This window comes from Protofrankia sp. CiP3 (assembly GCF_917627345.1).
In the GTDB taxonomy this organism is placed as follows: Bacteria; Actinomycetota; Actinomycetes; order Frankiales; family Frankiaceae; genus Protofrankia.
Genome location: NZ_CAKJTM010000117.1, coordinates 1 through 12,788, shown reverse-complemented (window position 1 = coordinate 12,788; position 12,788 = coordinate 1). Strand labels below are relative to the sequence as shown.

Here is a 12,788-nt window from a genome sequence, read left to right as displayed (position 1 = left end):
GTCACCCACGGCACCGGGGCCGTGCTGGCCGAGCATCAGATCGGCGCGAAGACCAACGAGGTCTCCGCGTTCGTCCCGCTGCTGCGTGAGCTGCACACCTACCACCCGCTGACCGGCCAGGTGATCACCGCCGATGCCGCCCACACCAACCGCGCCCACGCCGAGGCGATCGTCGGCGAGCTCGGCGCGCACTTCGTGTTCACGGTCAAGAACAACACCCCCGCCCTGGCCGTCGACTGTCACCAGGTGACCGACTGGACGAAGACCCCGATCGGCCACACCACCGAAGGAAAGGCCCACGGCCGGCTCGAACGGCGCACGATCCAGCTCGCCGAGGCCGGCGACGCGATCCGCGCCCGCCATCCGCACGCCCGCACTGTCGCCCGGATCCGCCGCCGGACCACCCGCACCGTCACCCGTGGCACTCCCCGGCGCCGCGTCACCCGGAAGACCACCACCACAACCACCGTCCATGTGATCACTAGTCTGGCCCTCGACAAGGTCACCGCCGCCGAACTCGCCACGTATGTTCGTGATCATTGGACTGTGGAAAACAAGGTCCACTGGGTCAGGGATGTGACGTTCCGTGAGGATGCTTCCCGGGTCCGGACTGGCCCTCTGCCCCGCCTCATGGCCACGTTCCGTAACCTCGCTATCGGCCTGCTCCGCCTCACCGGACACCCCCGGATCGGCCCCACCGTGCGCCGCCTCCGCCACGACCCAGCCCTGCTCACGGCCATCCTCGGCCTCGAAAACCCGGCCTGACCAGCATCAACGACTTTGCGGCACGCCCTGGGTTCTCCCCTGGGCCGAGCCGACACCCGACCACCACCGGCCGGGCTCTTGGCACGTCATCCCACGGGATAACCAAACGTTTACGGTCGTAGAATGATGACTGCCTTGTTTGGCTCAATCGCGTCAGTGAAATCCGTCTACTGGCTGGCGGTCTGTTTCGGGAAGTGAAGTCGCGTCTTTTTCGATGCCCGCCGCGTCACGGTCGGGTCAGCGTCGATCGTCCTGCGGGGTGTTCTCGCCGGGAGGTGTCCGCTGTGCTGGCAGGCGGTACCGGGCGGGCGTGTCAGTTGCTCCGTGGCCTGTCGGCCCGACGAGCAAGATGACGGCGGCGATGATGACCCGTCTGCGGGCCTCGTCGAAGCCGGCTTGGTCCTGTGCGGCGTCGTAGTGGTCGAGGGCGGCACGCAGGGCGGCCCATTGCGGCGAGGCCGGGTCGATGGGCGGGGTGAACGTGGCGAGTATCCGTGCCATCTCCTCCGGCGGTGTGATCTCGGGCAGAGCGGCCATGCGCGCGAGGAACACGACCGGGCGCAGCGCGATCGGAACGGGACGGGAATGCGGGGTCATGCGGCCTGCGCGGCCGGCCACGGCCAGCCGACGTCGGGGGAGCGGTTGGAGGTCCTCAGCGCGGGGGTAACGGCAGGACGAGTGATCGTCATTGGCGCAGGGCCCCCGGCCGGACGTCGTTGTGGCGGGTGCTGCTGTGGTGTCGGTCCTTCACACCATGTCCCGGGGGCGGGCGGTGCCAGTCGTCGAGTACACGTAGCCGATCGATGACCCGTTGTAGGACGACCGGGTCACTGTCGAAGGCGACCGGACGGGCGGGAGCAGGTACGGGCGTGGGCGTACGGGTCGCCAACGCCGCGGTGCTGCAGGCGGGGACGGCCCGCGTCATCGTGGCCGGGAGCTGCGCCCACACGACCTTGCCGCCGGTTCTGGCCCGGTACCAGGACCATCGGTTGCTCAGGGCACCGACCATGAGCAGGCCTCGGCCGTCCTCGCTGTCGGTGTCCGGGTTGGTGATGCGGGGGGTGGTGTCATTACTGTCCCACACCTCGATCAGGACGCTCCCGCTGGTCGCGGTGAGCCGTATCGCGACGACGTCGTCCGGGTGGCTGGCTTTCATCGCGTTGGAGGCCAGCTCGCAGACGACGACTTCGGCGACGTCGACGTCGTCCGGGTCGACGGACCATCGGGTGAGGGTGCGGACGGTGCTCGTGCGCACGTCGGGAACGGCGGCGGCCGTGGGTGGGAAGTGTGCTACGGCCACCCGGATCGCAGCCGAGGCGCCCTCGGTCATGCCGGTCTCCGCACGGCGCTGCGCGTGCGGCGGCCGGTGATCGTGGCGCTCATCCGCGTGTGGGCCGCGCGGACTGGCAGCGCGACGGGTCGCCCATGGCCGGAGCGAGACCGGGTAGGTCGCAGCCCGGGAGAACGGCGAACTCGACCCAGGCCACCAGCTCGCAGCGCGCCTGTGACAGTCGGCGGCTGACCTTCGCCACCCGGTCATCCACGGTCAGGGGAAGGCGGGTCAGCGCCTGCCGCAGGCGCCGGTGCGCCCACTCGTGGGCGGTGTCAAAGTCGCCGAACGCGCCCAGCGGCCGTCCCTCCGCGTCCCACACCACGTACCGGTGTTCCTCCATGGCCCTGCCCCCTTGCCGACCGGAAACGATCTCCTGGAGTGCCCTTCGTTCCACGCCCCAGCTCCGTCATGGGCGGCGCCGGGGGTACTGACAGAATGCACTCATGGAACTCTCATACGCAAGTACGTATGACGAATACGTGAGTCAGGGTTGATCGGCCCGAGACAGGAGCTGGCAGACTGCTACCGGGAGAAGGGAGGGCGATGCCGAGCACACCAGGCCCTACCGTGCGGCGCCGGCGCCTGGGCGCGGAGCTGCGCCGCCTGCGGGAGGCCAAGGAACTGACCGTGGACCAGGCCGGGGAACACATCCATCGCAGCGGGCCGACGATCAGCCGGATGGAGACCGGCCAGTTCCGGTTCGTCCTGCGTAACGTCTCGGATCTGCTCGATCTCTACGGCGTCACGGACGCCGAGCAGCGCCAAGCCCTGCTTGCTCTGGTGAAGGAGAGCCGCAAGCCCGCCTGGTGGCACTCCTACGGCGATCTCGTGCCCCGCTGGTTCCAGGTCTACATCGGCCTGGAGGCCGAAGCGTCCACGATCACGACCTTCGAGAGCCTGCTCGTCCCCGGCCTGCTCCAGACCGAGGACTACGCACGGGCGGTCATCCGCGCCGCCTCGCCGGAGCTACCCGCCCACGAAGTCGACCGGGCCGTGGAAGTCCGGATGAACCGACAGAAGATCCTCACGGGAGATCAACCTGTCCAGCTCTGGGCGATCCTCGATGAGGCCGTGATCCGCCGCCACGTCGGAAGCCCCACCGTCATGGCCCGCCAGCTGGACCGGCTGATCGAGGCGGCCGAGCAACCCGCGGTGACGATCCAGGTCGTGCCGTTCACCGCGGGCGCCCACGCCGGCATGATCGCAAGTTTCACGATCCTGGGTTTCCCCGACACCGGGGGAGCCTCCGAGACGGTCTACATCGAAGCTCCCACGGGCAGCCTCTACCTGGAGAAACAGGCCGAGGTACGACGCTACGAGTCCTGGATGAACCAGCTCCGTAGCTCTGCCCTCGCGCCCACCCCCAACACCCTCTCGATCATCAAAGCGGCACGTGAGGACCTACAGCGATGACCACCCCCAGCGCGGACGCCCCACTGAACTGGCGCAAGAGCAGCTACTCCGGCGGCACCGGCGGCAACTGCGTCGAGGTCGCCACCCTTCCCGACGGCGGCGGCCGAGCCGTCCGCGACTCCAAAAACCCAGGCGGACCGGTCCTGAACTTCACAGCCACCGAATGGGCCGCTTTCCTCGCCGGCGTACAGGGCCACGAGTTCGACTGAATGTTCACGGGTTAGTCCTCGGGAAGGCATGCGCGGGCCGCCGCGTGGGCGAGGGTTGCCTGTGTGCCTGCAGGCAGGCCGAGCCTGTTCCAGTGGAAGATCACCAGGTGGGCGAGGAGGGCACGCAGGCCGCGCTTCAGGGCGCCGGTGGTGGCCGCCGTGCCCAAGCGCTGCCCTGCCTTCTCGAAGGCGTCGCGCCATGGGGTGGCGAACGCGGCCGGCCCGTTGGCGGCGAACAGCGGCGATCCGGTGTGGGCAGGCGCTGAGAGCAGGACGCGGAGCTGGGCAGTGAGCGCGGCCCGCGCGGCAGCCGCGGGCGGGTCTGGGCGCATCGCCGCGATCCGGGTGAAGACGTCGCCGCACTCGTACCAGTCGAGGCCGGCGGCAGTGCACATCGCGCTGATCAGCAGGACGGACAGCTCTCGGCGGTCCAGTGGCGGGTTCTCTCGGTGGAGGTAGTCGAGGACTCCGGCGGAGTCGGCGCAGAACAGGGCGTGGGCGATGCCCATCCCGGTCTCCCCGCCGAACGCGGCTGCTTCCGGCTCGTAGATGGCTGGGTTCCACGCCGCGATGGTGTTGGCGCCTGCCAGATCGTTCAGCAGCTCGGACACGGCGTCGGTGTCCGCGTCGAGGAGACGTATACGCCAGCCTGGGGTCTTGTTCATGTACCACCAGCCGGCCGCGGCGTGGTCCGCGACGAGCGCGTCGAGCCGGGGGCCGAGGCGGGCTGTCAGGGTGCGGTCGGCGGGTTCGGGGCCAGCAGGGCGAACATGCACCTGGTGCCATCGCCCGTGGGCGTGTTGTTCGAGGGCGGCTAGTCCGGCCAGGTGGTAGGCGTCTGCCGCGTCCGCGAGGTCGGCCGGTTCCAGGCCCACCTCGGCCGCGGTGGTGGCGAGGTCGCCTCCGGCGAGGAGGGCGCGGATGGCGTCGGCGACCTGTCCGGCGGCCGGCGCGGTCAGGTGAGCAGCAGGCATGAGTCCCATCCGGACACGGGCGGGGCGGCGCGGCGGGCGGTCTCCAGGACGAGCCGGACTCCGGTGTCACCGGTGAGGAGCGCGGGTGTCCCGTCGGAGATGGCTGCCTGTCTCGTCAGCACGGCGGTGAGTTCGGCCAGGTGGGTGCCGAGGCTGGGTGTGATCGCGTCGGCGGCGGCGCGGACGGCTGTCTGGTAGACGCCGGCGAGGCCGTGGCAGAGGCCCGCGTCGGGGAGCATGGCGAGTTGGGGCCCGGCCAGGCAGCGGGCCAGAACATACTCGGCGGCAACCTGGCGGGCGAGGTCGGTGGTGGCGATGCCGGCGAGTTGGAGGGCGCGGGCGATCCCGGGGATCCCGTAGCACCAGGACGGCCGTCCTGGGGTCGGCTGGGCCGGGTATCCGGCGCGTAGATCCTTGCGGGTGAGCCACTGTGGCCACCACGGTCCGTCGTCCGAGTGCTGCTGCCATCGGTCGAACCAGGCGCAGAGAATCTTGATCGCGTCCTGTTGACCCTCCACGGTGCAGCCTCGTCGGGCGGCGAGGGCGAGGAAGGCGAGGATGCCGGCCGCGCCGTGGGCCATGCCCAGGTTCGCGTGGCCGCCCGGGGTGGGTGACAGGGGGTCGGGGTCGCGAGCTGCCCACCAGCCTGGTGCCTGGAGTCCGTCGAGGGTGAGGGGCCGGGTGGCGAGCCGGGTGAGGTAGGTGAGGACGTCGGCGAGGGTGTCGCTCGTCGGGGCGGTGCGCAGGAGGATGAGGCCGAGGCCGGTGAGCCCGTAGAACAGGTCGTACTCGCCGAACGTGCCCGGCGTGTTACGTGCCATGCGGCTGCCGGCGGCATCCAGTCGCCCGCGGGTGATGCGGTGCAGGTGGCGGTCAAGGGTGCCTGCGGCGTCCTGGTAGCGGGGCCGCCCGTCCGCGGCGGCGGCGTACAGCACGAAGTGCAGGGCGGGGGCGCCGTGGACGAGGCATCCGCTCGGGCTGCCGTCCACTGGCCCGGACGTGGCGAGGGCCAGGGCTTCGTGCGCGTCGTGCCAGGTGCCGGAGCCGGTGAGGGCGAGTTCGACGCGTAGCAGCGCGAGACCGGCCGCGCCGTGAGCGAGGGACTGGGTAGCCGCCTGATCGGCGTTGATCGTCGGTGATGTCACAGGTGGCCGGCCTTTCCGAGCTGGCGGAGGGCGGCGGCGCGGGCAAAGCGTCCGGTCTGCTTCTCAAAGGTGGGATCAAGACCGACCGCACGCATGTGGTGCTCGTGCAGCAGGGTCCGTAGCACGGTGCTTGGGTCGCGCTGTGCGGCCAGCTGCTCGTGGTAGGCGGCGAGCGCGGCGTCGCGGTCGGCCCAGGCCTGCGTGACGGTGTCACCGCCGGGCACTGCGGCAAGTGCGCGTGGGCCACCGGCCGGGTCGGTTAGGTCGCAGGCCAGATCACGCAGGTCGCGATCCAGGGGGCCGCTTCCCTGGTCCAGGCAGCGGATCAGGGCTCGGTAGCCGGCCGCGGGGTCGGGGGCGAACACGGCCGCGATCCTGGCCATCGACGCGGCGGCGAGTGCCTGGCCCGGCACACCGTCGGAGGCAGTGGCGAGTTGGGCGACGGCCGCGGCGGTGTCGGCTGCCCAGACGTCTTCGGCTGCGGCGAGGGCGCTGCCGCTGCCGTACCGGCCGGGCTGTTCGTAGTACGGGACGAAGCTCAGTGCGGCGGGCAGGCCCCGGCCCTCCAGGTCGGCGGCGAACCGGGCGAGTTCGGCGGCCAGCGGGCCGAAACGATCCGGATCGGTCAGCCGGAGGTGCAGAGTGATGTGCTGCGGGATCTCCGGGTGGATCATGTCGCGGTAGCGGCGTATCCACCAGCGTGTGGCCTCGGGGCGCAGACGGTCGGCGAGTCGGGGCAGGTGGACGACGATGAGATCGTCGAAGCGGGCCGGGTTGCCGGTGATCCGGGCGCAGGCCACCAGGCCCGTCCCTGGGTGGTGCGCGTCGCCGGGCGTAGCGGTGACCGGCAGGGGGCGTCGTGGTGGGTTGGCCAGGGTCAGCGGGATGAGGAGTTCGGTGGGCCGGCCGAGCCAGTCGTCGGAGCCGGCCGGGTTGTCCTCGCGGAGTTCGGCGCGCGAGGTGCGGGTCAGGTGGGCGTGCAGGAGTTCCCGGTCGAGGGAGTGCTCGAGGTCCAGCGGTAGCCGCTGCTCGCCGTCGCAGAGCACCACGCGGCTGGGAAGTCTCCACCGGCGCCACCACGCGGCCAGCCGCGTATCGAAGCTGGTGCCTGGACAGCCATCGAGGGCGGCTCTCTCCAGGTTCCAGCGGGCGGGGAACAGGGTCGTCCTGCGGTAGCGGATGCGAGGCACGTAGGGCAGGACGCGGGCCGCGCCGACGTCGAAGGGGCGTAGTTCGGCGCAGCGGGCGTCCGCGACCTCGGCGAGGAACCGGGCGAGCGGTGGGGTGAAAGCGGTCATCTCCAGCGCGTGCGGGATGTGCGGGACCACGCGCCGACCGGTGGGTAGATGCACCAGGTAGAGCTGCGCCGCGTCGGCGGTCACGGCTAGCTCGTCGACGGAGACGACCATCGTGGTGCCGTCGGGATGGTCCCCGATCGGAAGGATCGTGTCTGCCAGGGGTGCGACCCGGGTCATGTGCTCGGTGCGGGGCACCCGCGGCCGGAACGACACCTGCACCATGAGGGTGTCCTCCTGATGGTCCGCTGTGCGGAAGGTTGCGGCGAGTGCGTCGCGTTCCGCGGTGGTGAGCAGGTGGGTGAAGCGGCCGGCCATGCTGCCGGGGACGCGGGCCGTCCCGGTCACCTGCAGCTCGAAGTGCCCGGCGTTGATCGCCTCGGTGGATCGGGCGTGCAGGGCGACAGCGATCTCGATGCGTGCTGGCGGCACGACCGCGTCGGGATCACCGACGGTAAGGGTGCGTACGTCGTCACCGGTCAGGCGGATCTCGTCGCTGCCTTCCAGGGCGGCCTGGTGGATCAGAGCCAGCAGGGCCGCGTCGCGTTCGGTCAGCGTCCGCCACACCGGACGTGGGGCCGGCGCGCCGAGGTAGCCGTCCGGATAGCCGAGTCCGGAGTCGGCGACGAGGTCCCGCACCGGCACCAGTGCGCCGGGGCCGTAGCGTTCCTTGAACCGTGCCTGGTATTCCAGCCAGGACATCGCTCCGAACGGCCAAGTTGTCAGGCGGAGAAGCACCTCGGCTGCGGCGGTGGCCTCGTTCAGCACCGAGTCGGGAATCGTCACGTCTCCGTCGAGCCGGGTATCCAACGCCAGCGGGCGGTCCATGGTGGGCGTCAACGTGGCCATCCGCCTGCCGGCGGCCGCGCGCAGCGCGGTCGCGTCGGCCGGGCTCGCGCAGTCGTTGTGCGCGGCGAGGATGCAGGCGATGTCCGCCAGCTCGCCCAGCACCGGGGCGACCTGCGGCATCTCGCCGGCGCCGGCGGCGCGGAGCGTGGCGCACAGGTACTCCAATGGGTCGCCGGCTGTCATCGGCGGATGCAGGTCGGTGAGCAGGAACTCCTCGTCGAGGAGCTGGTCGAGCAGTGCGCGGACGCGGTCTGGCGCCGCCCCGGGGAACCGCTTGGTAAGGGCGGCGGCGAGCCCGGTGATGCTTACCGGTGTTCTGGCCAGGTCGATGGCGGCCCGCACGGGGTCGGCCGCGCGGATTGACGTCTCGCGGACCGGGCCCGGCGTCCGGGCGTCGAGCGGAGCGCGGCGGGCTAGGATCAGCCGGCCGTCCCGGAAGATCGCGATCGAGTTCACCGTGACGGTGAGCCGTTCCCGTAAGGCAGGGGTGCGGGCGAGTTGCCGCGCAAGGGTAGCGATCCACGCGGCATCCGGGCGCGCGATCACCGGGTGGGCACCGCCGATCGCCGCCCTCGCTGGTCCGACGTGGGCGGGTGTGACTCCGGCGAACAGGCCGAACGGCGTGACGCGCCGCTGCCACCGCAGCAGGTAGGACGCCAGCGACAGCACCGCGCGCCGCCGATCCCGGGCAGTGGCCTGCCCAGATCCGGATACAACACGATCGACCCAGGCAGCGAAGTCGCTGCTCGCCGCGGTGACCGCAGCGCGGACGTCGTTCCGTGACCAGGTCTTCGTCAGCCAGGCACCGCCCTCGGCCTCGACAGCCCCGAGGTCGGCCAGGTCCAGGTCGCGTGGCAGGTCAAGATCTCCAGGATCTGTCGTCGACCGGAGCAGAACCACGCCGTGATGCCGGTATCGCGCGGCCATGCCGGGCTCCTCGCTCAGGCGGCAACAAGGTCATCGGGCTCCGGTGCCACCGGTGTCCCAGGGGACACCGGTGGCACCGGCCGCGTCAGGACGGGGCGTCGTCAGGACGGGTTGTCGGAGGAAGTGGAGCAGGCGCTCGGCTTGCAGGTCGACCCGCAGTTGTCGTCCGTGGCGCACATCGTGATGACGAGCGGGCCGACCGCCTCGATCACCCGCAGATCAAGGTCGACGTCGAACGGGTCAAGGTCGCTGGAAGTCGCAGAGGGCGCGAGAACTGCGGAGGGTGGCGTCATGGCTACCTTTCCTGGGCAGGTGGGGGCGTGGACGGAGTACCGGAATGTGCGTTGGCGAAAGGGCTGTGGATGTTGGAGGCGGAGCGTCAGCCGGCCGGGGGCCAGGTGATGGTGGCCGTGCCGTGGATCTTGTGGAACTGGCCTACGGGAGCGTCGGAGGCCGGAATGGTGGTGCCCGCGGGCCAGTAGGCGAAGGCGTCGTCGGGGATCTGCCGGCCGTGGGCGTCCCAGGCCTTGATCTGGGCGACCAGAGCCTCGGCCGCCTCGGTGGCGTGCGGCCCGTATCCCCGGGCACCGAACTCGCGGTCCCCGCCGGGCAGGTCACTGTCGCGCAGTTCCATCACGCCGAACGAGTCGTCGAGCACCGCTCCGAAGGGGAACCAGGTTCTGCACACGCCCTCGGCCGCCATCGGCGTGCCGGGCCCGGCCTCGACGCGGCAGAAGCCGGGCAGGAAGCCGGCGAGCCACAGATGCAGGTCGCCGAACTCGCCCTGGGCCGGGATCGTGACTCCGGACCAGGCTTGGACCGGGCCGTGCTCCAGTGCACCGGCCAGGGAACGCGGGTTGTCCATCTCAGCCTCGTCGAACAGGAGCGTCACCACCCCGCCGGCGGGGTCGCGCAGCTGAAGCCGGCGCTCCCTGCGCGCTCCCAGGCCCTGCATCGGCACGAACCCGCACAGCTGCGCCGACGTGCTCACCCAGTGCTCTCCCGACCGGCGGAAGGCCAGCGACCGGGTGAACGTGTTCATCCGCAGCGGCACGACGATGACGCCGTCGCCGGTCAGCTGTTCCAGCCACGCGGGTGCCAGGTCCCACGCCCCGACGGTGACCACGATCGCGTCATAGCTCGCGTACGCCGGCACGCCGTGCTCGGCGTCCGCCGTGACAACGATGACCCTGTCGCCGTAGCCGGCGGCGTCCAGCCCCGCGGTCGCGCGGGCGGTCACCTCCGGATCGATGTCAACAGTCACCACCTGGCCCTGCTCGCCCACGACGTGCGCGAGCAGGGCCGCGTTATAGCCACCGCTGCCCACCTCGAGGACCTTCATCCCCGGAGCGATACCCGCCTGGGCGATCATGCGGGCCTGCAGCCACGGCGCCGACACCGTCGACATGCTCACGCCGTGCGGGCCTGCCTTCGTGACCACGGACTGGTCGGCGTCGTAGGCCTTCTCCAGCGGCGTGCCGTCCGGCACGAACAGGTGCCGTGGAACGGTCCGGAACGCGGCCTCCACCTCGGGCCCGCTGATCCAGCCGTCGGTGACGAGGCGGTCGACCATCGCAGCCCGCCTCTCGTCCGCCTGGTCGGGGTTGGCCGCGTCGGGGGCCTGAGTCACGTCACGCTCCAGTGGTGGTCGTCGGGGGCGCGATCACCGTAGGACCGGCGGGATCACGACGGCCAGGAGTGTGCCCGAGTGTGGCAATCAGGACCACGGTCACTGATACGCGGCGGCGATGAGATCACGGGCCCGGCCGCCGAAGACGGCGATCTCGCTCAGACGGGCGAACATCTGCGCGTAGAGGGCGATCTCGGTGGGCTGGGTCACCGTCAGATATCCCGAGACGAGCTCGACGTTCACCTGGTCGTTGTCGAAGATCCAGAAATCCTCGACAGGGCTGGCCATGCCACGATCGGCAGAGACCGGGATGACCCCGAGGGACACCGCGGGCCACGTCGTGACCTCGGCCAGGTGCGCGCACTGGCCCCGCATGACCGCCGGCCCGCCGAAACCGTTACGCAGCACGGACTCCTCAAGGAGGAACGCGGCGGTGCGCTGGTGACGGCGCAGGACACGCTGGCGCTTCATCCGAGACGCGACCGCAGCCTCGACATCGTCGTGGACTCCGCGGCGCTGCTGGTAGGCACGCAGCACGGCGCGGGTGTAGTCCTCGGTCTGGATCAGGCCGGGCACAACCCAGCAGCTGTAGCCGCGGAACTGGCGGGTCCGCTCATACAGCGGCAGCCGCGCCTCCTGCGCGTGCCGCAGCCCGGAACGTTCCATCCGGCGCCACTCGATCCACATCCCCTCCGCCGAGTGCAGGGACGCGAGCAGGTCCGCGGTCTCGCTCTCTGCGCCGCAGATCTCGCACCACGCGCGGACGTCCGCCGCCGACGGGGGCCGGGTGGCATGCTCGATCTTCGAGACCTTCGTACGCTCCCACCCGGCACGGGCAGCCAGCTCGATCGCGGTCAGACCAGCATCGCGGCGCAGGTCACGAAGCCGGCCCGCGAGAAGCTGACGGGCCTGCTGGGCACTGGAGGACGACGACGGCTGCACAGGAGCAAGACTGCCGCGACGACGCGAAGACCGTCGTCAGACCAGCTCGTAGTCCTGATGCGGCACAGCCCGCTCCCACACCGCCTCGAACGCCGCCGTGCACTGCGCGGCGATCGCCGGGTCCGGCGACAGCCGGGTCTGGAGGAACTCCCCACCGCCGGAGAAGTAGTTGAACTGCGCCCGTTCGCCGTCGAACACCCAGAAGTCGTTCGCCGGGAGCAGCAGGCCGGTTGCCAGATGCCGGGGCAGCCAGCGGATCTGCTCACCCGCAGCGACGTTCGACGCCGTCGTCGCATGCTCGAATCTTATGTAGTCGCTCACCGGCTCCGACACCACCCGGAGCCGGCGCACGTCGACCCCGCGACCGGTCACCTCGCCGATCAGATCCAGCCATGGCCGGGGCGCCAGCCGCCGCTGGAACTCCTCCTCATCGCCGGCGAGCCACGCCCGAAACCACGGGTCCCCGCCGTCATAGGAATCCCGCAGCTCCAGATGCGCAGCGGAAGACCCACACGCGCGAAGCAGCGTGTCGAACGGCGGGTCGGGCTCCTCAGCTACGCCCGGGATGCGGCCCAGGACCCTGCTTGCCTCGCTCGTAGGTCCCACTCGCCGCCTCCACGATGAACGCCTTCATGACCGCCGGGAGCCGGACCACAGCCTCGGTCGACCCGATCGGGCTGTGCCGCGCGACCTCCGCCAGCGCCTCCCGATCCGTGACCGACTCGCCCTGGAACCACAGGTCGCCGGTGTCCTCATCCACGAAGACCGCCGGGCAGCCGTTGTCAGGCGACCCCGGATCGATACCCACGAAACTTAGCCGCATCAAGGCCTCCGAACTCAGGAGTGTGCCGAAGTGGGCCACCTGTGCACACTCCGCCAAGCGGGCACGGTTCGTCAAGGCCTGACTACAATACGGAGACCGCCCAATCGTTGGGCGACTCCTTGATCGGCGCCCCCTCAGCCCAATGCAACCCGCTGATCTCCACCCGCCGTCGCCGCGGCGGCGATCGACAGCGCTAGCCGGAGTTTCCGAGATTCCGAGATTCCGAGATTCCGAGATTCCGAGATTCCGAGATTCCGAGATTCCGAGATTCCGAGATTCCGAGATTCCGAGATTCCGAGATTCCGAGATTCCGAGATTCCATGACCATCATCGGTGTTTCCGCTGGATGCTCCTATGGATGTCAAGATCGATAGTGAAGATCTTTTCGGCGGTGAGTCACGCCTCGGCACCGCCGGCGATCTTGCCGGCGGTGTGGGCACGGGTGATCAGGCCGGCGAACACGGCGACGGTCGTCGGCTCCCA

General features: G+C 70.4%; 14 protein-coding genes. 3 read left to right on the top strand and 11 right to left on the bottom strand.

The window, feature by feature from the left end:
* Positions 1-765, top strand: a 765-nt coding sequence (locus tag MJ797_RS23320; protein ID WP_239341240.1) for an ISAs1 family transposase, incomplete at its 5' end; no start/stop codon positions are given.
* A 237-nt stretch (positions 766-1,002) separates the two neighbouring features.
* Here the strand turns inward: MJ797_RS23320 and MJ797_RS23315 are convergent.
* The 3 genes from MJ797_RS23315 to MJ797_RS23305 all read right to left on the bottom strand — a co-directional run bounded on the left by MJ797_RS23315 (position 1,003) and on the right by MJ797_RS23305 (position 2,492).
* A complete protein-coding gene (locus MJ797_RS23315) occupies positions 1,003-1,362 on the bottom strand; it encodes a hypothetical protein (protein ID WP_239341238.1) in 360 nt (119 codons plus the stop codon).
* Positions 1,363-1,450: 88 nt separating this feature from the next.
* Positions 1,451-2,095, bottom strand: a complete 645-nt coding sequence (locus MJ797_RS23310; RefSeq protein ID WP_239341236.1) for an ATP-binding protein — start codon at positions 2,093-2,095, stop codon at positions 1,451-1,453.
* Positions 2,096-2,144: 49 nt separating this feature from the next.
* The gene (locus MJ797_RS23305) at positions 2,145-2,492 is read right to left on the bottom strand and encodes a hypothetical protein (protein WP_239341233.1); all 348 of its coding nucleotides are present in this window, start codon (positions 2,490-2,492) and stop codon (positions 2,145-2,147) included.
* 149 nt (positions 2,493-2,641) lie between these two features.
* On the opposite strand from MJ797_RS23305, the gene MJ797_RS23300 reads away from it, so the two are divergent.
* Together MJ797_RS23300 and MJ797_RS23295 are read left to right on the top strand one after the other, a co-directional pair.
* Positions 2,642-3,511: a helix-turn-helix transcriptional regulator gene (locus tag MJ797_RS23300; protein WP_239341231.1), complete on the top strand. Its 870-nt coding sequence runs from the start codon at positions 2,642-2,644 to the stop codon at positions 3,509-3,511.
* Positions 3,508-3,720, top strand: coding sequence for a DUF397 domain-containing protein (locus tag MJ797_RS23295; RefSeq protein ID WP_239341229.1), 213 nt, complete (start codon positions 3,508-3,510; stop codon positions 3,718-3,720). Before MJ797_RS23300 ends, MJ797_RS23295 begins: the two co-directional genes overlap by 4 nt.
* Positions 3,721-3,731: 11 nt before the next feature.
* Here the strand turns inward: MJ797_RS23295 and MJ797_RS23290 are convergent, their stop codons facing one another.
* The 8 genes from MJ797_RS23290 to MJ797_RS23255 all read right to left on the bottom strand — a co-directional run bounded on the left by MJ797_RS23290 (position 3,732) and on the right by MJ797_RS23255 (position 12,305).
* Positions 3,732-4,694, bottom strand: a complete 963-nt coding sequence (locus tag MJ797_RS23290; protein ID WP_239341227.1) for a thiopeptide-type bacteriocin biosynthesis protein — start codon at positions 4,692-4,694, stop codon at positions 3,732-3,734.
* Positions 4,676-5,839, bottom strand: a complete 1,164-nt coding sequence (locus MJ797_RS23285; protein WP_239341225.1) for a lanthionine synthetase C family protein — start codon at positions 5,837-5,839, stop codon at positions 4,676-4,678. Before MJ797_RS23285 ends, MJ797_RS23290 begins: the two co-directional genes overlap by 19 nt.
* Positions 5,836-8,910 (bottom strand): lantibiotic dehydratase, encoded by a 3,075-nt coding sequence (locus MJ797_RS23280; RefSeq protein ID WP_239341223.1) that lies wholly within the window; start codon positions 8,908-8,910, stop codon positions 5,836-5,838. The genes MJ797_RS23285 and MJ797_RS23280 overlap by 4 nt, the downstream gene beginning before the upstream one ends.
* Before the next feature lie 101 nt (positions 8,911-9,011).
* Complete coding sequence (locus MJ797_RS23275; protein WP_239341222.1) at positions 9,012-9,203, bottom strand: FxLD family lanthipeptide; 192 nt, start codon at positions 9,201-9,203, stop codon at positions 9,012-9,014.
* Between the two features lie 86 nt (positions 9,204-9,289).
* Positions 9,290-10,540, bottom strand: coding sequence for a methyltransferase, FxLD system (gene fxlM, locus MJ797_RS23270; RefSeq protein WP_239341221.1), 1,251 nt, complete (start codon positions 10,538-10,540; stop codon positions 9,290-9,292).
* A 99-nt stretch (positions 10,541-10,639) separates the two neighbouring features.
* On the bottom strand, positions 10,640-11,482 hold the full coding sequence (locus tag MJ797_RS23265; protein ID WP_239341220.1) for a helix-turn-helix transcriptional regulator: 843 nt from the start codon (positions 11,480-11,482) through the stop codon (positions 10,640-10,642).
* Between the two features lie 36 nt (positions 11,483-11,518).
* Entirely contained in the window at positions 11,519-12,088 is a 570-nt protein-coding gene (locus MJ797_RS23260) for a DUF6879 family protein (protein ID WP_239341219.1), read from the bottom strand.
* On the bottom strand, positions 12,033-12,305 hold the full coding sequence (locus MJ797_RS23255; RefSeq protein WP_091273688.1) for a hypothetical protein: 273 nt from the start codon (positions 12,303-12,305) through the stop codon (positions 12,033-12,035). Before MJ797_RS23255 ends, MJ797_RS23260 begins: the two co-directional genes overlap by 56 nt.
* Positions 12,306-12,788: the final 483 nt, after the last annotated feature.